The sequence below is a fragment of the Marinobacter lutaoensis genome, assembly GCF_001981305.1.
Lineage (GTDB): Bacteria > Pseudomonadota > Gammaproteobacteria > Pseudomonadales > Oleiphilaceae > Marinobacter > Marinobacter lutaoensis.
In genome coordinates this window covers 545815-565178 of the sequence record NZ_MSCW01000007.1, presented here as the reverse complement: position 1 = coordinate 565178, position 19364 = coordinate 545815, and the positions used below count along the sequence as shown (strand labels likewise).

Here is a 19364-nt window from a genome sequence, read left to right as displayed (position 1 = left end):
GATACGGTTCCGGGCTGTTGCGGCCGCCAACGGCGGCTTTGACAGACGTCAATTCCAGACCAATCCCCGGCAAGCGACGCGCCGTTTTGCAAGATTTGGCTAGGTGATCACCCCGGCTTGCCTTAAAAAGGGGGCACCCTTGCGACAGGTTGGAATGCTATGGCGGGTGAGCTGTCAGCCGGATTCGAGCTGGACGCCTTTCTGAGACTGAATCAGGCTTCATGGCCGGAATGGCTGGCTGCCCTGCGGCTTCTGGCTGGCCTGAGGGAGGGGCAGACGCGGCCTGGGCGGGCGCCCGTCGGGGCGGTGTCGGCGGTGTCGTGTGCGGCCGGCACGGTGCTGTGCCTGAACGCCTGCCGACGGATGCGTCTGGGTCCCTGGCGGCGTTCCGGTCCCCTGTGGGTTCGGGTACTGAGCGGCCCGGTGCGGGTGGTCGGCGACGGGGAGGTTTTCCAGGCTGGGGCCGAGGACGGGCGGCTGGTCATGGTCCGCTCAGGCCCGGTGGTTGTCGAGCTCGGCCCGGGCAGCCGGGCGCTCCTGGTGGTGCCCGCTCCGGGGATCGGCCCGGCTGGGGCTCCGCCGGCGCCGACAACGGCCCGAGGTCTGGTGGACGACTACCTGTTTCGTGCCGGTTTCTTTCTAGACCATGCGGACGCGGTACGGGGTACCCGGGAGCTGATTGACCGGCTGACCGGGGCCTTGGCCGCGGACGCCGCCATCCGACCCGGCCCCTGCCTGGACCGTCGGCTGCGGCGGGCCATCGATCTGATTCAGGAGCAGCGGGGCTGGGTCTTTGACCTGCCCGAACTGGCCCGCCACGCCGGTGCCAGCGAGCGCAACCTCTACTACCTGATGAAACGCGAAACCGGCATGACCCCCTATCGCTTCTACCAGCGTTGCCGGCTGATCCGGGTGCGCCGCCGTCTGGTGGACTGCCGCTGCGAGCTGCCTCATATTTCCTGGTATGCGGCGGACGAGGGCTTTTCCCACCTGGGGCGTTTTGCCGCCCTCTACCGTCAGCACTTCGGTGAGCTGCCCAGCGAAACCGTGCAGTGGCGCCGCCGGCTGTTGCAGGTGGCGGGTTCCCGGGCCGAGGCGGTGGTCCTGTCCTGAGGCCAAAAAAAGCCCGGCTACCGCCTGGGCGGAAGCCGGGCCGGGAGGCCGGGGCCGGTCAGTGGCCGATCGCCGGCTGGCCAGCGGCCGGCTGGTCGTACTCATCCTGAGCCGAGCCGTGGTGATCACGGGCCAGCAGGATGTAGAACGCCGGCAGCACGAACAGGGTGAACAGGGTACCGATGCCCAGGCCGGCGCTGATGGTCAGGCCAATGGCGAACCGGCTCTGGGCGCCGGCACCAATGGCGATCAGCAGCGGCACCATGGCCACGATCAGGGCCAGGGAGGTCATGATGATCGGCCGCAGCCGGATGGCGGCTGCCTCGATGACGGCCCGCACCTTGTCCAACCCGCGCTCCTTCTGGAGCTGGTTGGCGAACTCCACGATCAGGATGCCGTTTTTGGACACCACCCCGATCAGGGTGATCAGTCCCACCTGGGTGTAGATGTTCATGGAGGCGAAGCCCAGGACGATGAACGCCATGGCACCGGCCACCGACATGGGCACCGATACCAGGATGATCAGCGGGTCGCGCCAGCTTTCGAACTGGGCCGCCAGCACCAGGTAGATCACCAGCAGCGACAGGAAGAAGGTCACCATCAGGGCGTTACCCTGGGTAGCCAGCTGTCGGGTCTGCCCGGTGTAGTCGTAGCTGAAGCCCTGAGGGAAAACCTCGTCGGCCGTTTGCTCCATGAAGTCCATGGCCGTGCCCATGGCCACACCGGGCATCACCACACCCTGCAGGGTCAGCGAGTTCAGCTGGTTGAACTGGGTGCGGTTGGACGGCTCGACGTCGTGGCTGAAGCTGACCACGCTGGCCAGCGGCACCAGGTCGCCGGTGTCGGCCCGGATGTAGTAATCCTTGAGCGCCTGCTCATCCAGCCGGAAGCGCTGGTCGACCTGTGGAATCACCTGGTAGGAGCGGCCCTCCATGCTGAAGCGGTTGATGTAGCCGACGCCCAGCATGCTGGCCAGGGCCTGGCCAATGTCCTGCATCGACAGGCCGAGGTCGGCGGCGCGGTCGCGGTCCACATGGATGCGGGTGACCGGCCGGTCGAAGTTGATGGACTTCTGCAGGAACATGAAATTGCCGCTGGCCATGGCCCGGCCCAGCAGCTCATCGGCCACCTGGTCCAGTTGCTCGTAGCTGTTGCCGGTGGTGATCACGAACTGGAACGGCAGGCCGCCGCCGGAACCCGGCAGCGACGGCCGGGGGAAGACCGCGGTCTGCAGGCCGGTGACCTTCTTCAGTTCGGCGTCGAGCAGCGGCTGGGCCTCGAACTGGGTGATGTCGCGCTCGCTCCAGGGCTTCATCTTGAAGCCGCCAAACACCGCGTTGGGACTGGTGATGCCGATGATCATGAAGTCTTCATGGTAGCCGGGCACGCCGGACATCCGTTGCTGAACCTCATCGCCGTGTTCCTGCAGGTAGTCCAGAGTGGCCGTCTGTGGCCCCAGGCCCTGATAGAACAGGATGCCCTGGTCCTCGGTGGGGGCCAGCTCGTTCTGGCTCATCATCACCATGAAGTAGATGGAGCCGAGCACCACCACGGCAAAGAACACCACCACCGATTTGGTCTGCATCAGTGACGCCAGGGCGGCTTTGTAGCCGTTGGACAGGCGGGTGAAGAATTTCTCCACCAGCACCTCGAAACGGCCGGGGTTGCCGTGGGGCTTGAGCACCTTGCCGGACAGCATGGGCGACAGGGTCAGCGCCACGATGCCGGAAATCACCACGGTGCCGGCCAGGGTGAAGGCGAATTCAGTGAACAGTGAACCCACCAGGCCGCCCATGAAACCGATCGGCGCGTAGACCGCCACCAGGGTGGTGGTCATGGCGATGATCGGTACCGCCATTTCCCGGGCACCGTTGATGGCAGCATCGAACCGGGACTCACCCTGCTCGATGTGCCGGTGCACGTTCTCCACCATGATGATGGCGTCATCCACCACCAGGCCGATGGCCAACACCATCGACAACAGGGTCAGAAGGTTCAGGGAGAAGCCGAACATCAGCATGATGAAGGCACCGCCGATGAGGGACAGGGGAACCGCCACCGAGGGCACTATTGAGGCGCGGATGGAGCCCAGGCACAGGAACACCACCACCAGTACGATCACCAGCGCCTCCACCAGGGTTTTGATGACCTCGTTGATGGAGTCCTCGATAAAGTCGGACGCATCATAAGCCAGGCGCACGTTCAGACCGGACGGCAGCTGGCTCTCGATGTCCGGCAGCGCGTCCTTGACCAGGCCGGCGACGGTCAGGGGGTTGGCGCCGGGCGCCAGCTCGATGGCCACGTAGGTGGCCGGCTGGCCCTTGTACAGCGCCAGTTCGTCGTAGGTCTCGGAGCCCAGCTCAACCCGGGCAATGTCCTGCAGGCGGATCTGGGTGCCATTCTGGGTTTTCACCACCAGGTTGCGGAAGGCGTCCGGGTCGGCCACGTCGGTGTCGCTGGTCATGGCGATTTCCACGTACTGGCCCTTGGTGTTGCCGACCGCGGCCTGGTAGTTGTTGGCGCGCAGTTTGGCCACCACCTCCGTCGGCGTCATATCCACCGCGGCCAGGCGCTCGGGGTCCAGCCATACCCGCAGTGCGAATTTGCGCCCGAACAGGCGGGCCTTGCCGACACCGGGCAGGGCCTGGAGCTTGGGTTGGACCACCCGGGTCAGGTAGTCGGTGATCTGCGGTACCGCCAGCTCAGTGCTGTAGAAGGCGATGTACATGAGCGCGGTGGAGTCGCCGGTGGTGGAGGTGATGACCGGATCCTCCGCCTCCGACGGCAGCACGTTGCGCTGACTGGCCACCTTGGCCTGGATTTCCGCCAGCGCCGCGTTGGCGTCGTAGTTCAGCACCATCTTCGCCTCGATGGTGGACACGCCCTGGGAGCTGGTGGAGGTCAGGTAGTCAATGCCACTGGCCTCGGCGATCGCCTGCTGCAACGGCGTGGTGATGAAGCCCTGCACCAGGTCCGAGCTGGCGCCCGGGTAGGCGGTGGTTACCGTGACCGTGGTGCTTTCCAGTTCCGGATACTGACGGATCTCCATCTCCATGGCGGCCCGGGCACCGAGCAGCAGGATCAGGAGGCTGACGACCGTCGCCAGGACCGGTCGGTGAATGAAAATGTCGGTGAATCGCATTACTCAGATGCCTCCTCCGGCTGCCCGGACGCTTCCTGAATCTCGACCCGCTGACCGGCCCGCAACCGCAGTAGGGCCTTGGCCACCACGGTTTCGCCGGCATCCAGGCCGGACAGGATGGCGACGCGGCCGTCCCGGGCCTGGCCGGTGGTGACGGAACGGCGGCTGACGATCTGTTCGCCCTGGTCGTTCTTTTCCACCACGAACACGAAGTCGCCGTAGGTGTTGTAGGAGATGGCCGTGCGCGGTACGGTCACCACCTCGACATCCTCCGGCTGCTGGGTGAGGATGGTGGCGAACATGCCCGGCCGCAGCAGGTGATCCTTGTTGGACAGGGTGGCGCGAACGCGTACGGTGCGGGTTTCCGGGTTGACGGAGGTGTTGATGGCGCTGATCTCACCGTGGAACTGACGGTCCGGCACGGCGGCAACCGTGGCGGTGACCGGGTAGCCGGTGGCAATCTCCGGCAGGTATTTCTCGGACAGGGTATAGTCCACGTAGATGGGATCCAGCATGTTGATCTCAACGATCGGGGTACCGGTGGCGATGTATTCGCCCTGGTCCACCATGCGGATCCCCAGAGTGCCGTCAAACGGCGCCCGGATGATCTTCTGGTTGAGTTGGGCCTGGGCCTCGTTGACCCGGGCCCGGGCTGCGTCGAAGTCCGCTTTGGCCTGGTCGTACTGGGATTGGGACACGGCCCGCTTCGGCAGCAGGTCGGAGACCCGTTTGAATTCCTGCTCCGCCAGCTGAGCTTCGGCCCGCCGGGTGCGCAGCGCCGCCTCGTCGATTTCCGCGTTCAGGCGCACCAGGACATCGCCCTGTTTGACGGTGTCGCCGGACTCGAAGTGGATGCTCTGGACCACGCCCGCCACTTCGTTGGCGACCTCGATGCCGTTGATGGCCTCGATGCTGCCAACCGCCTTGATGGTGGGGGTCCAGTGCTCGGCCCGGGCCACGGTGGCGGAGATTTGCGCGGGTGGCTGGGGCTGGGACAGCTGCTGCTTCAGTTGTCCGAACTGGTAGAACTTGTACCCGAAGATACCGCCGAGGACGACGCCGAGGAAGAGAATCACAATAATGAAGCGGGAAGCTGTGCGCATAGTTCAGATCCTGGAATCTGTATCCATTTGGTATTAGCCGGCACCATGCCGTATTCGGGGAATACGGACGTCCATGGGCTATGGCTGTGAGTCTGTGTGAATCTGGTTAACAAACCGTGACGCAGTTCGGACGGCCAGTCGTCCGATTGAAACATAGCATCCTATAAAAATAGGGCGACGGCTGTCACCGTTTTCCGTGGGCGGATGACGAGGGGCCGGTCGAACCCTCAAAGATACAAGCCAATCGAGGAGGCATCAATGCAATGGATTTTGGGCCTGGTGCTGGCCGGCCTGGTCTTTTTCGCGCTGCGCTACTGGGCATCGCTCGCGCCCGAGGCGAAAAAGCGAGCCTCGTGGACATTGGTGCTCGGCGTTGCCGGGGCGGTGTTGCTGGTCCTGGTGCTGACCGGGCGGATACACCTGATCACAGCGGCGGTTGCGGCGGTGATTCCCCTGCTGCGCAAAGTCCCGGCACTGCTGCGGCACCTGCCCATCCTGACGCGCCTGGTGTCAGGCGTCAAGCGCGACCGGAACGGCCCCGACGAGCGGCTGCGGAGGGCGGCCGATGGCATGTCGGAGCGGGAAGCGTGCGAGGTGCTGGGCGTGGCCCCCGGCTGCTCCCGGGAGGAAGTGATCGCAGCGCACCGCCGGCTGATGCAGAAACTGCATCCGGACCGGGGCGGTAACGACTACCTGGCCGCCCAGGTCAACGAGGCCAAGCGAGTGCTGCTGGCCCGGCGCCCGGTCTGATCTCAGGGCAGCAGTTCGACCTTCACCTCCACCTGGCGGTCGCGGCTGCGACTGCTGTTCACCTGGTAGACCAGACCCTGGTTCTGGCGCTCCTCGCTGGTGGCGACGCCGCCCAGGGTAATCCATTGGCCAGGCTGCACCCGCCGCAGGGTCACCAGGGCTTCGGTTTCGTAGCCCTCCAGGCTGGCCGGGTCTTCCTCGAAGGACACAATGGACAGCTCCACGGCTTGGTCCGAGATCACCTGAGGCGTGACCAGAAAACCGCTGCGGGTCTTGACCTGAGCCAGGACCGCCGCCGGATTGCGGCCGGCACGGACGGCCACCGGCAGGGTCCGGATTTGCCCGGAGCTGATATGGGCGGTTTGTCCGTCCTGCACCACCAGGCTCCGCTGCTGTCCACTGCGGGTGCTGATCACCTTGCGCTCCGCCTGGGCGGCGACCTGGCCGTTGCCGCCGGACAGGCCCGCGCCGGATCGGCCGCCGCCGATGAGGTCTCGGGTTCGCAGGGTGATGCGCAGCTGGGCCGGTGCCACATCGATGGAGCGCACCAGGGTGGCGATTTCCTCCAGCTCCCGGCGGCTGGCCCGGACGATCAGGGACTGACCGTGGGGCGTGACCCGGGCGTCCGGATACAGCGCCCGGACCTGGGTTGCCACGTCGCTGGCGGGACGTTCCTGCAGGGTGAAGGTGCGGGTGGTGGTGTCGGCGAGGGCCGGCGCGGGGGACGCCAGCCCCAGAGCCAGGGTGGCCAGCGCAACAACAAGCAGGAGCCAGGTGGTTGCGGATGCCGGATGACGGGCCATGGTTACTCCATCGGTGGCGGGTCAGGCTAAAAAAGCGACATTCGGGTTGCCAAGGCGGAAACCGGAGGTATATAGTGCACAGCATGAACATCAGAAACGCGACCTGTCAATTCAATCTTCTGCAAGCTTTTGGCCTTGAACCGAAAGCGGTCGCTGCTGTGTTCTTTTGGTGGTTTGGTTATGGCTTTTACTTTAGCCAGAGCCCGGGCCGCCCATAGGATACTGATCCAAAACGTTTACGAGGAAGGCAGCCCGGCAGTTCACCCAGGCTGCCACCGGACTCGAAAAAGCCCCGACTGGTAGCCAACCCAGCCGGGGCTTTTTTGATTCTGACACAGGGAAACGGGAACACCGCGATGAACATGCCACTGAATACCGACACTCTGGAACGGGCCGTTGCCGAAGCCGCCGGCCACCGACAGGAACTGGCGCTGCCAACGCCTGCGGAACTCAAGGGTCGGTTTCCGGCCGATGATGCCCTCCTGGCCGAGATCGCGGGGCACCGCCAGGCGATACGCTCGATTCTGCGCGGCGAGGACCCTCGCACCCTGATCGTCCTCGGGCCCTGCTCCATTCACGATGAGGTGGCGGCACTGGACTATGCCCACCGGCTTAAGGCGCTGTCCGACGAGGTCAGCGACCGCTATCTTCTGGTGATGCGGGCATATCTGGAAAAGCCGCGCACCACGGTGGGCTGGAAAGGGCTTCTGTACGACCCCGAGCGCACCGGTCGGGGGGACCTGCACCAGGGGCTGGTCCGGTCCCGGCGCCTGCTGCTGGCGTTGGCCTCTCTCGGTCTGCCCCTGGCCACCGAGGCGCTGAGTCCGTTCGCCATGGACTATCTAGGCGATCTGGTGAGCTGGACCGCCATCGGCGCCCGCACCACCGAGTCCCAGGTGCACCGGGAAATGGTCAGCGGGCTGCCGATGCCCGTGGGCTTCAAGAACGGGACGGACGGCGGCATCGAGGTGGCGATCAACGCCATGAAATCCGCGGCCCACCCCCATCATCACATGGGCGTTTCCGCCACCGGCCTGCCGGTGATGGTGTCCACCCGAGGCAATCGCGACACCCACTTGGTGCTCCGGGGCGGCCGAGGGCTGACCAACTACGATGCCGCCAGTATTGCCGCGGCGGTCCGCCGCCTCGCCGAGGCCGGGTTGTCCACGGCGGTGATGGTGGACTGTAGCCACGACAACGCCCGTAAGCAGGCGGAGCGTCAGGTGGAGATCGCCCGGGAGGTGATGGCGCAGCAACGGGCCGGAAACGACCACATCCGGGCGCTCATGCTGGAGAGTTTCCTGGTGCCGGGGCGCCAGGACGACGGTGATGACCTGATCTACGGCTGTTCGCTTACCGACCCGTGCCTGGGCTGGGAGCAGACAGAGGCGTTGATCCGCTCACTGTAGACAGCAGCAGCTCGCCCGCCAGCAGGAGCAGGATGCCGCCCATCAGGCGGTCCAGCCAGTGCCCGAAGCGGGCGAAGGCCCGACGAACCCGGGGCAGGGTGAAGAACACCGCCACCAGGGTGAACCAGGTCGCGGTGGCAAGGGCCATGTATAGACCGTAACCGGCCTGGACGGCCACCGGTGTGCCGGGGCTGATGACCACGGAGAATAGGGCCACGAAGAACAGAGTGGCTTTCGGGTTAAGGGCGTTGGTGAGAAACCCGAGTCGGAAGGCGGCGCCCGGGGCCTGTTCCCGTTGCGATTCCATCACCACTTCCAGGGCGCCGGCCCGTGCCCGCAGGCACTGAAACGCAATCCACAGCAGGTACAGTGCGCCGACCACTTTCAGGACGTTGAACAGAACGAGGGACTGCTGGATCAGCAGCCCGATCCCCAGCAGTGAATAGGCCACATGCACCAGAATACCGGTGCCCACGCCCAGTGCCGTCAGCCAAGCGTTGCGCCGGCTCTGGCACAGGGCTTGGCGCAGCACCACCGCGAAATCCGGTCCGGGGCTGGCAACCGCCAGCAGGTGGGCAACGGCGATGGTCAAGAACTCGGGCCAGTATTGGGACATGCGCCTATTTCTCCAATCAGGGCTGAGGTGGGGTCAGCCGTTTAGGGTAGGCGATTTTCGGTGACTTGTCGCGCCGGGGGGCGGACAAGGAAGGGAAGGGCCACGGTGGCCCGGGCGGGGTCAACCGTGGCTGGCGGAAGCGGTTGAAGAAACGGTAATGGCCCGTTGCCTTGCTTTTTGCTGGTAGCGGGCCCATATCTTCTCGTGGAAGAAGTAGGCCACAGTGTTGATGGACGGCTCGACCATCGCAATCAAGCTGCCGATGATGATGTCCCCGGTCAGCACGTAGGCGACGGTGAACGCGACGGTAAAGTGGGTAATGGCAAAGGTGATCGTTTTCAGCAACGATTGGTCTCCCTTGATGCCATGGTCGTGGACGAACAGTTTCAAGACACTCATGATTCAATCCCCCCAACGTGTCGTGGTGTCTAACTCATAGTTAAGGGCAATTGAGAATTATTTCTAAATTGATTGTTTCAAGAGTTTTGATAGCTTGATGCTATCTGGTGCCAGGGCTGAGTATTGATTCGGTCTATGGTCGGAATTGCCACTGGCAACTTCACGCCGTTCCGGCTAATGGCTTATAGTGGCAACAAATACATTTTCAATAGATCAGGAACTGACAAGGAGAGTACCCATGAGCAAGAACTTCATCGGTCTTGATACCGGCAAAACACTGGAACTGGCAGACGCCCTGAACGATCTGCTTTCCAACTACCAGATCTTCTACATGAACGTCCGTGGCTATCACTGGAACATCAAGGGCGAAAACTTCTTCGAACTGCACGCCAAGTTCGAGGAGCTGTACAACGACCTGCTGGTGAAAATCGATGAGATCGCCGAGCGGGTCCTGACCCTGGGGCACCGGCCGGCCCATGCCTACAGCACCTACATGGAGCGGTCGGAAATCCCCGAGCGCAAAGATGTGACTGACGGCCGCGAGGCGGTGGAAAACATCGTCGAAGGCTTCGGTAAGCTGATCGGCAAGCAGCGGGCACTGCTGAGTCTGGCCGGCGAGGCCAACGACGAGGGCACCGTTGCCCTGATGAGCGACTACATTTCCCAGCAGGAAAAAACCGTCTGGATGTACCGCAGCTACCTCGGTCAGTAAATCCGGCGATGAGAGAGACGAGGCGGCCCCCGTGGCCGCCTTTTTTTGTGCGCCCGGCCGAGTCCGAAAACCAGTCGTTTAGGCCAGGATGCTGCGCTCACACCACCGCGGCAGGGGCTGCTGTGCCCGTTGGCTCGAATGGAGCCGACTCTGGCGAAAAAACGGGCAGATTGTCAGCGACGTGAGTGGCATTCAGGCGTATTCGGGGTTGTCGAACGGTTGCCGGACTTGCCATTCGCAGTCAGAGCCTGTCGGAGCTGCTGGACCTGGGCGAAATGGGTGTTTATTCTTTCTATACCGTTTTGTTATGTTATAACATATCAGGCTGTATTGTATTACCGTCGCCCGGAGTGGCCATGAAGATTTCCGACCCGTTTCTGTCCTCCTTGATGGCCCAGACATCGCTACGCCGCTTGGCGGGCATCGTGGCCATTCTGGTACCACTCTGGCTCATGATTGCCTGGGCGGTGTCGCTGCCATGAGCTTTCCAGGTATCCGCCTCGAGAACGTCACCGTCGCCTACGACCGACACCCGGCCGTGCATCATGTCTCGGGCCAGTTCGAACCGGGCAGCTTGACGGCCATCGTCGGACCGAACGGCGCGGGCAAGTCGACGCTCCTGAAGGCGATGATGGGCGAGTTGGCCCGCACCGAGGGCAGGATCGACCTTGGCGGTCTGTCGCCCCGCGATTTTGGCTATCTTCCCCAGGCCGCCGACATCGACCGGCGTTTTCCGCTGAGCGTGGCCGACACGGTCATGCTGGGCGCGTGGCGAGAGATCGGCGGCTTTGGCGGCGCCACGCCGAGCCTGGCCGAGAAGGCCCGCCAGGCGCTGACGGCGGTCGGGCTGGAGGGGTTCGAACGACGGGCCATTGGCTCGCTCTCGGCCGGTCAGTTTCAGCGCGTGCTCTTTGCCCGGCTCCTGTTGCAGGATGCACGGGTGATCGTGTTGGACGAGCCGTTTACCGCCATTGACGCGCGCACCACGCGCGACCTCCTCGAGATTGTGCGCCGCTGGCATGACAACGGTCGCACCGTCATCGCGGTGCTCCACGATTTCGAGCAGGTACGGGCGCATTTTCCGACAACACTCCTGCTGGCTCGCCGGGCCATCGCCTGGGGGGCGACCGATGAGGCGTTGTCGCCGGACAACCTCCGACGTGCCCGTGCCATGGCCGAGGATTGGGACGAGGATGCCATGGTATGCAAGGAGGACGTGGCATGAGCCTTCATTCGTTTCTCGTCTCGCCCTTCGCCGACTATGGGTTCATGCGCCGGGCCTTGGCCGCTTCCATCGCCCTCGGGTTTGGTTCGGGCCCCGTCGGGGTCCTGCTCATGCTGCGCCGCATGAGCCTTGTCGGCGATGCCATGAGCCATGCGGTCCTGCCCGGCGCCGCGATTGGTTTCCTGATTGCCGGCGGCCTGTCGCTTCCGGCCATGGGGCTTGGTGGGGTCGTCGCCGGGCTCAGCGTCGCCCTGTTTTCCGGTGTCGTCAGCCGTACCACCGCGCTCAAGGAGGACGCGAGCTTTGCCACCTTCTATCTGACCTCCCTGGCGCTCGGCGTGCTCATCGTGTCGCTGCGCGGCTCGAACATCGACCTTCTGCATGTCCTGTTCGGCACGATTCTCGCCATCGACCCGACGGCCTTGTATCTGGTGGGCAGCATCGCCTCGCTGACACTCATCAGCCTGGCAGTCGTCTATCGGCCGCTGGTCACCGAGTGCTTCGATCCCGGTTTCCTGCGCGCAGTGGGCGGCCACGGGCCGCTCTACCACTTCCTGTTCCTGTTCCTTGTGGTCATCAACCTGGTGGCTGGATTTCAGACGCTCGGCACGCTGATGGCCGTGGGCATGATGATGCTGCCGGCCGCGATCGCCCAGCTGTGGGTACGCACGCTGCCCCTGATGTTCGTGGTCGCGGCCTCGAGCGCCGCGCTATCCGGACTCGTCGGCCTGCTCATCTCCTATCACCTGCGCTTCGCTTCCGGGCCGACGATCATCCTGACCGCGGCCTTCATCTATGGCGTCTCCTTGCTCGTCGCTCCTGCCGGAGCACTGCGGCGCCTCATCAAGCGCCCGCATCTCGCGGGCTGACATTGCCACTCAAGGGAAACCACCATGAAGATACGATCGCTCCTTCTCACGTTGACCTGTTCGGCCGCACTGGGTCTGGGAACGGTGTCCAGTGCCTCGGCCAAGACGATCGATGTCGTCGCGAGTTTCACCGTGCTTGCCGATGTGGTGAAACACGTGGGCGGCGACCATGTGAATGTCACCAGCCTCGTGCCGCCGAATGGCGACCCTCATGCCTTCGAACCGTCGCCCGACGATGCCAAGGCTGTTCGGTCCGCGGCGGTCACCTTCATTAGCGGAGAAGGCCTGGAAGAATGGTTTCAGCGTCTCGTCAAGGCCTCGGGGGCCAGCAAGCCGCCGGTCGTCGTTTCCACCGGCATCAAGACGCACACCTTCGAGGAAGACGGCAAGGAGATCACCGATCCTCACGTCTGGAACAGCGTGCCGAACGTGCTGGTCTGGATCGACAACATCGAGGAGGCGCTTGCCAAGGCGGACCCGGAAGACGCGGCGGACTTCGCCGCGAATGCCGACCGCTACGCCAAGACGCTGAAGGCACTCGATGCCACGATCCATGCCAAGATCGACGCCATACCCCGCGACAAGCGCAAGGTACTCACCAGCCATGACGCCTTTGGTTACTACGGCGAGGAGTATGGCGTTACCTTCCTGGCGCCGCTGGGCATGTCGACGGAAACGGAGGCTTCCGCCGCGGACGTGGCCGAGCTGATCGACCAGATCAAGAAGGAGAACATCCGGGTCTACTTCATCGAGAACTCCAACGACCCGCGCCTGGTCAAGCAGATCGCGGCCGCCACGAACGCAAAACCCGGCGGGGAACTCTACCCGGAGGCACTGTCCACGGCCGATGGCCCGGTGCCAAGCTATGAAGCGCTGATGCGCTATAACACCGACCAGATCGTCAAGGCGATGACGGAGTAATCCCCATGCCTGGCCCGGGCGGGCCGCGCCCGGGCCAGGTCGTGGCATGTTCCAGCCGACGTCGCCAGTGGCAGACTCACCCCGAGAGGTGCGACGCCACGGCCGTCGCGACCTCTTCCGGGTACTCCTCGTGAACGGCCAGCTTGCCGGCTGGCAGCTGCCGAACATCCACGTTGGGCAATTCGCCCAGTGCGGCCATCTCCGCCCGTGATCGCCGGGGCGCCGCGCTGCCGTAGACCATCAGGATCGGTACCTCGACACGCTGCGCCAGGTCGAGAAACGCCTCCCGGCTCCCCACCCGGTCGAGGGCGCCACTGACAAAGCGCACCGAGGCATGCCGCGCGCCTGCCGCCCGGGTGACGGCCCGCTTGGCCGCCATGCGTTCGCCCGACAGCCATTCAGGGTCGTCGTAGACATGCTCGCGCGCCATCCGCCGAATGACCGGCCGACTGACGTTCAGGCGGTAGAGAGACGGGCCGATCAAGGGGTTGTCGACTGCACCCCGGACCCGGGCGAACCAGGATCGCTGACCGCCCATCATCGTCGGCAGCGGCCCACGCCAGGTGGGGGCGATCAGGACGAGATCCTCGATGGTTGCTGGATGATGCACGGCCTGGTAAAGCGCGTAGGTACCGGCATGTCCGGCGGCGACAACCGCATGCGGAGGCGTCAGGACCTCATCTAGCACCCAGTTCAGAAAGGCCGAGAGCAGATCCGGTGTCCAGTCGACCCGCGGGCGTGGCAGGTCACCAAAGCCCGGCCAATCGAGCGACGTGACGCAACAGGACGGCGCAAGCCGCTCCAGCAGCGGCTGCATCTCGCCGCGCGTGGAAATCGAACTCAATGCCGGCAACAGAACGACCGAACGCCCGCTCCCTGCCTGGCTCATGCCGACGGTGACGTCTGCGTCCTGCCACCTGAAGCGGATAGTGTCTGCCATCGATTCTCCTCCACTCTATTCGCAGCCCGGGCATCAAGCGAGGCACTTACCCCCTATGACGCCCCTGTAACGACTGTGGCACCAGGACTCGAGTACCGGCTCCAGCGTGCCCTCCTGCAGGTAGGGCGCCAGCCACTGTTCGAACAGCTGGGTGATGCCCAGCCCCTGCACCGCGTCGTCCACCACTAGATCCACCGCCGAACTCTCGCACATAGCTTACACCATCGCCCAACGGGTCGGGCGCTTTCTGGAACGCCAGGGGCTGCTGGAACGGGATATGGAGAACCGTTACCCGGCCTCGGATGCGATCCGATGAATCAGCTGCCGGGGCATTCGATCACCTACCGCCTCGCTGATGGCCCTCAGGCGGGCTGTCGACATGGTGCGCTCGCAGTAGGATAACCGCGTTGATGTTTATTCTTTAGGTGATAGGGCTGCCCTGTGCCCGTTCACGCAGCAGCTCGATAAAGTCCTGCTGCTCGCGGCGTAGGGTATCGCCTTCACGCAATAAAATACCAAACGGCTCCAGATGTGGGGCAAAGTGCAAGGGAACCGGCCGTAACAACTCCATCTCTAGATAGTCTTTCAAAACTGACTCTGACAGCACCATGACCGCATCCGTGAGCTGCACCAATTGCAGCATCGCGAACACCGAGCCGCACTCAGTAATATCCGCAGGCGAGGGAAGGTTTAGCTCGCGAAAGTGATTCTCTACGGCTTGTCTTGCAGGACTAGTGCGCGTTTGCAGAATCCAAGGCCATTGGTTTACCAGCTCGGTCATGGATGCGGGCGGTTGGCTCTCAAAGGGGTGTCCTGCGCGTGTGACTGCGATCAGCTTTTCATTGCTCAGTGGTTCAAAGGTGCAGGGAATACGTGCCCCAAAGCTCGCTCTGCGGCCAATGGCCATATCGATTTTGCCCTGTTGTAGCAGCTCCAGTAGCTGGTCGCTGGTATCGCCCATAATACGAATATTAAGCATCGGTTTATGGCGTTTGATCTCGGCGATCGATTCCGCCACTAAGCCCGGTGCTGCACCCATCACCGTACCAATCGAAAGGTGCCCGTAACCGCCTTCTCGAAAGCTTGCGACATCTTCGGCGCACCGCTCTAGAGCGCTGAGTGACTGGCGGGCAAACTTCAATACCTCCTCACCAATGGCGGTGGGCCGCATTCCACGATTTAGGCGCTCAAACAGCGCGCAGCCAAACGCGGCTTCAATCTCTTTCAACATTTTGGTTGCCGCTGGCTGCGACATGTTGAGCGCTTCACTAGCGCGATGCATGTTCAAGTTGTTGCCGAGGGTTACCAGCATCACCAGATGCTTGTAGCGCAGTCTATTCAGCAAAACCTGATATTGGACGGGAGTGGCCATCTCTGTTCACCAATAACTATTGGTTATCAATTGTTAGCTAGTTGGGATTAGACACGAATCACAATCCATTCGTAAAGTGGTCCTGCTTAAAACAAAAAATAAATGGAAAGCAAAATGAACACAGTAGAAATCTCGAAGAAGGTCGCGTGGCGCCTGCTCCCTTTCTTGCTACTCATGTATGTGATGGCGTTTCTTGATCGGGCCAATGTGGGCTTTGCGAAAGAGGCGTTTCAAGCAGATACCGGTATCTCTAACGCAGCCTTTGCATTTGGTGCAGGCATATTCTTTCTGGGCTATGCGCTGTTTGAAGTTCCCAGCAATCTCATCATGCAGCGCGTTGGCGCTAAAATTTGGATGTGCCGAATCATGGTGACTTGGGGCATGCTCTCAGCGGCGATGATGTTCGCCGACTCTGAAACCCTCTTTTATCTACTGCGCTTCATGCTAGGTGTGGCTGAGGCGGGTTTCTTTCCGGGGGTGATTCTCTATCTAACCTACTGGTTTCCTTCACAATATCGCGCTAAGGCGATGGGCTTTTTCTACTTTGGTGCTCCTATCGCCTTCATTTTAGGTGGGCCGTTATCGGGTTTTCTGCTCGAACTGCACGGTGCGGGCGGCTTACTCGGTTGGCAGTGGATGTTCCTGGTTGAAGGTCTGCTAGCCAGTATTGTGGGTGTCTGGGCCTATTTTTATCTGGATAACGGTCCTAAAGATGCTCAATGGCTGAGTGACTCTGAACGTAATCAGCTCATTGCTGCATTGGATGCGGAGAATCGCGACAAGGTGGGTCATGAAGGCCACGGCAGCTTGCTCAAGGCGATGAGGGATATGCGCACGTTGCATCTGGCGCTGATCTACGCGCTGATTCAGTGCAGCGTTTACGGCATGGTGTTCTATCTGCCAACCCAAGTAGGCGCGTTGGTCGGTGATAGCGTGGGTCTTGTGGTGGGGCTGTTTACCGCGATCCCTTGGATCTGTGCACTGCTGGCCGCTTACTTTATCCCTGCATTTTCTGACCGCACTGGGGAGCGTCGTAAAACAGCAGCTGTGACCATTCTGATTTCGGGCTGTGGTATCGCGCTGTCGGTGGCACTTTCAACGCCTGCTATCGCCTTTATTGCCCTCTGTTTTGCCGCTGCTGGTTTTATCGCTGTGCAGCCTGTGTTTTGGACTTTTCCATCCGCTTATCTCACCGGTTCTGCGGCAGCAGCGGGTATTGCGCTGATCAATACCATCGGTGCAATCGGCGCATTTTTGGCCCCTAACCTGAAAAACTGGGCAGAAACTACCTACGCATCAAATTCGGCAGGGTTGTACCTACTGGCGTCTCTCACCGTCGTTGCAGCGCTTCTATTGCTAGCGATTCGTCGTTCAGATTCCGCTGACTACGCGGCGGCTAAAACACATTTATCGTAAAGAAATGGAAGTTTGATTTATGAGCATACCGACTATTAAGCACGTAAGAGCCTACGTTGTTCGTGGCGGCGGGGCCGATTATCACGATCAGGGCGATAGCCACTGGATTGATGATCATATCTGCACGCCAATGAGCAAATACCCTGAGTACTGCCAGAGCCGTCAGAGCTTCGGGATCAACGTGCTTGGCTCGCTGGTTATCGAGATTGAGGACAGCGAAGGGCACGTCGGTTTGGGCGTAACGACCGCCGGTGAAATTGGTGCCTATATCGTTGAAAAGCACTTTGCACGTTTCCTTGAAGGCGCGCGTGTCACCGATATCGAAAAACTCTGGGACCAGATGTTTAACGCATCACTGTTCTATGGCCGTAAGGGTGTGGTTATCAACACCTTATCTGGTGTCGATCTGGCGTTGTGGGATCTGCTCGGCAAAGTGCGTGAAGAACCTGTGCATGTGATGCTTGGCGGTGCAGTGCGTGATGAGTTGCAGTTCTACGCTACGGGCGCACGTCCAGACTTGGCCAAAGATATGGGCTTTATCGGTGGCAAGATGCCACTGCAGTGGGGGCCTGCACATGGTGATGAAGGACTGAAGAAAAATATCGAAAAGCTCGCTGAGATGCGCTCGCGCGTGGGTGATGATTTCTGGCTGATGTTTGATTGCTGGATGAGTTTGAATGTCGAGTACGCCACCCGTTTGGCACATGCAGCGCAAGAGTATGGCTTGAAATGGATCGAAGAAGCACTGCCGCCTGATGATTACTGGGGTTACGCAAAACTGCGCCAGCAAGTACCGAGCACCATGATGGTCACCACCGGTGAGCATGAAGCGACCCGTTGGGGCTTTCGTATGTTGATGGAGATGGATTGTTGCGACCTGATTCAGCCAGATGTTGGTTGGTGTGGTGGTGTCACTGAGTTGCTAAAGATCTCGGCACTGGCTGATGCGCACGGCAAGCTGGTCGTACCCCATGGTTCATCGGTTTACAGCTACCACTTTGTGGCAACGCGCCATAACAGCCCCTTTGCTGAGTTTCTGATGATGGCTCCGCAGGCCGATAAGGTGGTCCCAATGTTCAATCCGCTGCTGTTGGATGAACCCGTACCAGTCAACGGACGCCTGAAAATCTCTGAGTTGGACAAACCGGGCTTTGGTGTGCGCTTGAACCCAGAGTGCAAGCTGCATCGGCCATACACGCACTAACCCAGAGGAATCTTGTAAACCGGGGGGCAGGGGGGCTCCCCACTCATGAACCGCGACATGGATAGAACGTCGGCCTCGTTGATAAGAGCCAGACACCGCCCTAGCGGTTTAGCCTCAAGGAGTACGCTATGCAGATTCGTGCCTTTCGCATGTCACTCAACCCCGGACAGGAGGTGGAGTATCAGCGCCGTCATGCTGAGATTTGGCCTGACCTTGCAGAACTGCTGAAAGCGAGTGGAATTCGCTGGTATCGCATCTTTTTAGATCGCGAACATCATGCGCTGTTTGCGCTGATGTTTCTTGAAGATGAGCATCAAGTTGATTGCCTGCCAGAGCAAGCAATCATGCAGAAGTGGTGGGAGTACATGGCTGATCTGATGCCCGCCAACGCAGATAAATCTCCGGTATCGGTTGATCTGGAAGAAATGTTCTCACTCTATCCGCAGGTGATGCCATGAGAGTTGTCGATCCGCACCTGCATTTCTGGAGCTTGGCAGAACAGAATCAAGGCTGGCTCTCACAGCCTGTACACAATCTGTTAGGTGATTACACACCAATGGTGCGCGATTTTGGTCCGCAACAGCTGATGGCTGAGCGGGGTGAGATTGAGTTAGAGGCCTTTGTGCACGTCGAAGCGAATGCCGATAATCCGTTAGCGGAAACACAATGGCTCAGTCAGTTATTGACCCGCAAGACTGCCGATCTGCCGTACTCCTTAGTGGTACATGTCAATTTGGCGGCAGAAGATGCCGAGCAGCAACTGCTCGATCATATCGCGTTAAGCCCGCGTGTGACGGGTGTACGTCAGATTCTGAATGTGCATGCCGACCCGTTGTTTGACTATGTGGGTTATCACTTTATGAGCGATGAGCGTTGGCTAAAACAGCTGTCATTGCTGGCGCAATACAATCTCAGTTTTGACCTGCAGATCTATCCCGATCAGATGGCACAAGCGGCCCAAGTGATCGCCCAGCATCCAGATATTCAGTTCATTCTCAATCATGCCGGTATGTACGTTGATCGTGTCGGCCCACAGGGGTGGTGTACTTGGCGCGATGGCATTCGCCAGTTAGCAACACTGCCCAATGTGGCGGTAAAACTGAGCGGTTTTGGCATGTTGGACCATGAGCCGACCGCCAATAGTATTCGTCCTCTGGTGTATGAAGTGATCGACCAAATGGGTGTCGAGCGCGTCATGTTTGCCTCCAATTATCCGGTTGAAAGCCTCTACTGCAGCTACGAAGAGATATGGCAGTGCTTTGCTGCACTCGTAGCGAACGCCTCAGCGACAGATAAGGAGGCGATGTTCGCGGCCAACGCGCGACGCTTTTACCGACTCTGATCCAGAAAAACTCGTTCAATAAACATAA

20 protein-coding genes and 1 pseudogene are annotated in these 19364 nt (G+C 61.2%); 13 read left to right on the top strand and 8 right to left on the bottom strand.

Annotated features, from left to right (window positions below):
- The first annotated feature begins 159 nt into the window (after positions 1 to 159).
- Positions 160 to 1113 carry an AraC family transcriptional regulator gene (locus BTO32_RS18210; protein WP_076724908.1) on the top strand — a complete coding sequence of 318 codons (954 nt, stop codon included), beginning with the start codon at positions 160 to 162 and terminating at the stop codon, positions 1111 to 1113.
- A gap of 58 nt (positions 1114 to 1171) precedes the next feature.
- On the opposite strand, the gene BTO32_RS12260 is transcribed toward BTO32_RS18210, so the two are convergent.
- On the bottom strand, positions 1172 to 4255 hold the full coding sequence (locus BTO32_RS12260) for an efflux RND transporter permease subunit (RefSeq protein ID WP_076724907.1): 3084 nt from the start codon (positions 4253 to 4255) through the stop codon (positions 1172 to 1174).
- Positions 4255 to 5358, bottom strand: coding sequence for an efflux RND transporter periplasmic adaptor subunit (locus tag BTO32_RS12255; RefSeq protein WP_076724906.1), 1104 nt, complete (start codon positions 5356 to 5358; stop codon positions 4255 to 4257). Before BTO32_RS12255 ends, BTO32_RS12260 begins: the two co-directional genes overlap by 1 nt.
- Before the next feature lie 258 nt (positions 5359 to 5616).
- On the opposite strand from BTO32_RS12255, the gene BTO32_RS12250 reads away from it, so the two are divergent.
- Positions 5617 to 6108, top strand: coding sequence for a DnaJ domain-containing protein (locus BTO32_RS12250; protein ID WP_076724905.1), 492 nt, complete (start codon positions 5617 to 5619; stop codon positions 6106 to 6108).
- A gap of 2 nt (positions 6109 to 6110) precedes the next feature.
- Here BTO32_RS12250 and BTO32_RS12245 read toward each other — a convergent pair whose 3' ends face one another.
- Positions 6111 to 6911, bottom strand: coding sequence for a secretin N-terminal domain-containing protein (locus tag BTO32_RS12245; protein WP_076724904.1), 801 nt, complete (start codon positions 6909 to 6911; stop codon positions 6111 to 6113).
- A 356-nt stretch (positions 6912 to 7267) separates the two neighbouring features.
- Here BTO32_RS12245 and BTO32_RS12240 point away from each other — a divergent pair, with 356 nt between their 5' ends.
- Complete coding sequence (locus BTO32_RS12240) at positions 7268 to 8320, top strand: 3-deoxy-7-phosphoheptulonate synthase (RefSeq protein WP_076724903.1); 1053 nt, start codon at positions 7268 to 7270, stop codon at positions 8318 to 8320.
- On the opposite strand, the gene BTO32_RS12235 is transcribed toward BTO32_RS12240, so the two are convergent.
- Both BTO32_RS12235 and BTO32_RS12230 read right to left on the bottom strand, forming a co-directional pair.
- A complete protein-coding gene (locus tag BTO32_RS12235; protein WP_076724902.1) occupies positions 8265 to 8936 on the bottom strand; it encodes a LysE family transporter in 672 nt (223 codons plus the stop codon). The genes BTO32_RS12240 and BTO32_RS12235 overlap by 56 nt on opposite strands.
- Positions 8937 to 9056: 120 nt before the next feature.
- On the bottom strand, positions 9057 to 9335 hold the full coding sequence (locus BTO32_RS12230; protein WP_076724901.1) for a DUF2061 domain-containing protein: 279 nt from the start codon (positions 9333 to 9335) through the stop codon (positions 9057 to 9059).
- A 238-nt stretch (positions 9336 to 9573) separates the two neighbouring features.
- Here BTO32_RS12230 and BTO32_RS12225 point away from each other — a divergent pair, with 238 nt between their 5' ends.
- From BTO32_RS12225 to BTO32_RS12210, 5 genes are all read left to right on the top strand, one after another.
- Positions 9574 to 10047 carry a Dps family protein gene (locus tag BTO32_RS12225; RefSeq protein WP_076724900.1) on the top strand — a complete coding sequence of 158 codons (474 nt, stop codon included), beginning with the start codon at positions 9574 to 9576 and terminating at the stop codon, positions 10045 to 10047.
- A 356-nt stretch (positions 10048 to 10403) separates the two neighbouring features.
- Entirely contained in the window at positions 10404 to 10529 is a 126-nt protein-coding gene (locus BTO32_RS18205; RefSeq protein ID WP_281251527.1) for a hypothetical protein, read from the top strand.
- On the top strand, positions 10526 to 11272 hold the full coding sequence (locus tag BTO32_RS12220; protein ID WP_076724899.1) for a metal ABC transporter ATP-binding protein: 747 nt from the start codon (positions 10526 to 10528) through the stop codon (positions 11270 to 11272). The genes BTO32_RS18205 and BTO32_RS12220 overlap by 4 nt, the downstream gene beginning before the upstream one ends.
- Positions 11269 to 12141 carry a metal ABC transporter permease gene (locus BTO32_RS12215; protein WP_076724898.1) on the top strand — a complete coding sequence of 291 codons (873 nt, stop codon included), beginning with the start codon at positions 11269 to 11271 and terminating at the stop codon, positions 12139 to 12141. The genes BTO32_RS12220 and BTO32_RS12215 overlap by 4 nt, the downstream gene beginning before the upstream one ends.
- Before the next feature lie 24 nt (positions 12142 to 12165).
- On the top strand, positions 12166 to 13062 hold the full coding sequence (locus tag BTO32_RS12210) for a metal ABC transporter solute-binding protein, Zn/Mn family (protein ID WP_076724897.1): 897 nt from the start codon (positions 12166 to 12168) through the stop codon (positions 13060 to 13062).
- Between the two features lie 76 nt (positions 13063 to 13138).
- On the opposite strand, the gene BTO32_RS12205 is transcribed toward BTO32_RS12210, so the two are convergent.
- Entirely contained in the window at positions 13139 to 14002 is an 864-nt protein-coding gene (locus tag BTO32_RS12205) for an alpha/beta fold hydrolase (protein ID WP_076724896.1), read from the bottom strand.
- Between the two features lie 33 nt (positions 14003 to 14035).
- Positions 14036 to 14215, bottom strand: coding sequence for a type 2 periplasmic-binding domain-containing protein (locus BTO32_RS12200; RefSeq protein ID WP_076724895.1), 180 nt, complete (start codon positions 14213 to 14215; stop codon positions 14036 to 14038).
- Between the two features lie 4 nt (positions 14216 to 14219).
- On the opposite strand from BTO32_RS12200, the pseudogene BTO32_RS18095 reads away from it, so the two are divergent.
- Positions 14220 to 14374, top strand: a pseudogene (locus BTO32_RS18095) (IS91 family transposase); the annotation flags it as partial.
- A gap of 49 nt (positions 14375 to 14423) precedes the next feature.
- Here the strand turns inward: BTO32_RS18095 and BTO32_RS12195 are convergent.
- Positions 14424 to 15374 carry a LysR family transcriptional regulator gene (locus BTO32_RS12195; protein WP_076724894.1) on the bottom strand — a complete coding sequence of 317 codons (951 nt, stop codon included), beginning with the start codon at positions 15372 to 15374 and terminating at the stop codon, positions 14424 to 14426.
- 114 nt (positions 15375 to 15488) lie between these two features.
- On the opposite strand from BTO32_RS12195, the gene BTO32_RS12190 reads away from it, so the two are divergent.
- The 4 genes from BTO32_RS12190 (at position 15489) to BTO32_RS12175 (ending at position 19336) form a co-directional block, all read left to right on the top strand.
- Positions 15489 to 16790 (top strand): MFS transporter, encoded by a 1302-nt coding sequence (locus BTO32_RS12190; protein WP_076724893.1) that lies wholly within the window; start codon positions 15489 to 15491, stop codon positions 16788 to 16790.
- A 19-nt stretch (positions 16791 to 16809) separates the two neighbouring features.
- Positions 16810 to 17994 (top strand): L-rhamnonate dehydratase, encoded by a 1185-nt coding sequence (gene rhmD, locus BTO32_RS12185; RefSeq protein ID WP_076724892.1) that lies wholly within the window; start codon positions 16810 to 16812, stop codon positions 17992 to 17994.
- 128 nt (positions 17995 to 18122) lie between these two features.
- Positions 18123 to 18452, top strand: a complete 330-nt coding sequence (gene rhaM, locus BTO32_RS12180; protein ID WP_076724891.1) for an L-rhamnose mutarotase — start codon at positions 18123 to 18125, stop codon at positions 18450 to 18452.
- Positions 18449 to 19336, top strand: a complete 888-nt coding sequence (locus tag BTO32_RS12175) for an amidohydrolase family protein (protein ID WP_076724890.1) — start codon at positions 18449 to 18451, stop codon at positions 19334 to 19336. The genes rhaM and BTO32_RS12175 overlap by 4 nt, the downstream gene beginning before the upstream one ends.
- Positions 19337 to 19364: the final 28 nt, after the last annotated feature.

Excerpts from the sequence above, each read along its gene's own strand:
- BTO32_RS12200 (WP_076724895.1), bottom strand. The coding sequence starts at position 14,215 with ATGTGCGAGAGTTCGGCGGTGGATCTAGTGGTGGACGACGCGGTGCAG.
- rhmD (WP_076724892.1), top strand. The coding sequence starts at position 16,810 with ATGAGCATACCGACTATTAAGCACGTAAGAGCCTACGTTGTTCGTGGC.
- BTO32_RS12215 (WP_076724898.1), top strand. The coding sequence starts at position 11,269 with ATGAGCCTTCATTCGTTTCTCGTCTCGCCCTTCGCCGACTATGGGTTC.
- BTO32_RS12225 (WP_076724900.1), top strand. The coding sequence starts at position 9,574 with ATGAGCAAGAACTTCATCGGTCTTGATACCGGCAAAACACTGGAACTG.
- BTO32_RS12175 (WP_076724890.1), top strand. The coding sequence starts at position 18,449 with ATGAGAGTTGTCGATCCGCACCTGCATTTCTGGAGCTTGGCAGAACAG.
- BTO32_RS18205 (WP_281251527.1), top strand. The coding sequence starts at position 10,404 with ATGAAGATTTCCGACCCGTTTCTGTCCTCCTTGATGGCCCAGACATCG.
- BTO32_RS12205 (WP_076724896.1), bottom strand. The coding sequence starts at position 14,002 with ATGGCAGACACTATCCGCTTCAGGTGGCAGGACGCAGACGTCACCGTC.
- BTO32_RS18210 (WP_076724908.1), top strand. The coding sequence starts at position 160 with ATGGCGGGTGAGCTGTCAGCCGGATTCGAGCTGGACGCCTTTCTGAGA.
- BTO32_RS12235 (WP_076724902.1), bottom strand. The coding sequence starts at position 8,936 with ATGTCCCAATACTGGCCCGAGTTCTTGACCATCGCCGTTGCCCACCTG.
- BTO32_RS12230 (WP_076724901.1), bottom strand. The coding sequence starts at position 9,335 with ATGAGTGTCTTGAAACTGTTCGTCCACGACCATGGCATCAAGGGAGAC.
- BTO32_RS12260 (WP_076724907.1), bottom strand. The coding sequence starts at position 4,255 with ATGCGATTCACCGACATTTTCATTCACCGACCGGTCCTGGCGACGGTC.
- BTO32_RS12195 (WP_076724894.1), bottom strand. The coding sequence starts at position 15,374 with ATGGCCACTCCCGTCCAATATCAGGTTTTGCTGAATAGACTGCGCTAC.
- rhaM (WP_076724891.1), top strand. The coding sequence starts at position 18,123 with ATGCAGATTCGTGCCTTTCGCATGTCACTCAACCCCGGACAGGAGGTG.
- BTO32_RS12240 (WP_076724903.1), top strand. The coding sequence starts at position 7,268 with ATGAACATGCCACTGAATACCGACACTCTGGAACGGGCCGTTGCCGAA.
- BTO32_RS12250 (WP_076724905.1), top strand. The coding sequence starts at position 5,617 with ATGCAATGGATTTTGGGCCTGGTGCTGGCCGGCCTGGTCTTTTTCGCG.
- BTO32_RS12190 (WP_076724893.1), top strand. The coding sequence starts at position 15,489 with ATGAACACAGTAGAAATCTCGAAGAAGGTCGCGTGGCGCCTGCTCCCT.
- BTO32_RS12210 (WP_076724897.1), top strand. The coding sequence starts at position 12,166 with ATGAAGATACGATCGCTCCTTCTCACGTTGACCTGTTCGGCCGCACTG.
- BTO32_RS12220 (WP_076724899.1), top strand. The coding sequence starts at position 10,526 with ATGAGCTTTCCAGGTATCCGCCTCGAGAACGTCACCGTCGCCTACGAC.
- BTO32_RS12245 (WP_076724904.1), bottom strand. The coding sequence starts at position 6,911 with ATGGCCCGTCATCCGGCATCCGCAACCACCTGGCTCCTGCTTGTTGTT.
- BTO32_RS12255 (WP_076724906.1), bottom strand. The coding sequence starts at position 5,358 with ATGCGCACAGCTTCCCGCTTCATTATTGTGATTCTCTTCCTCGGCGTC.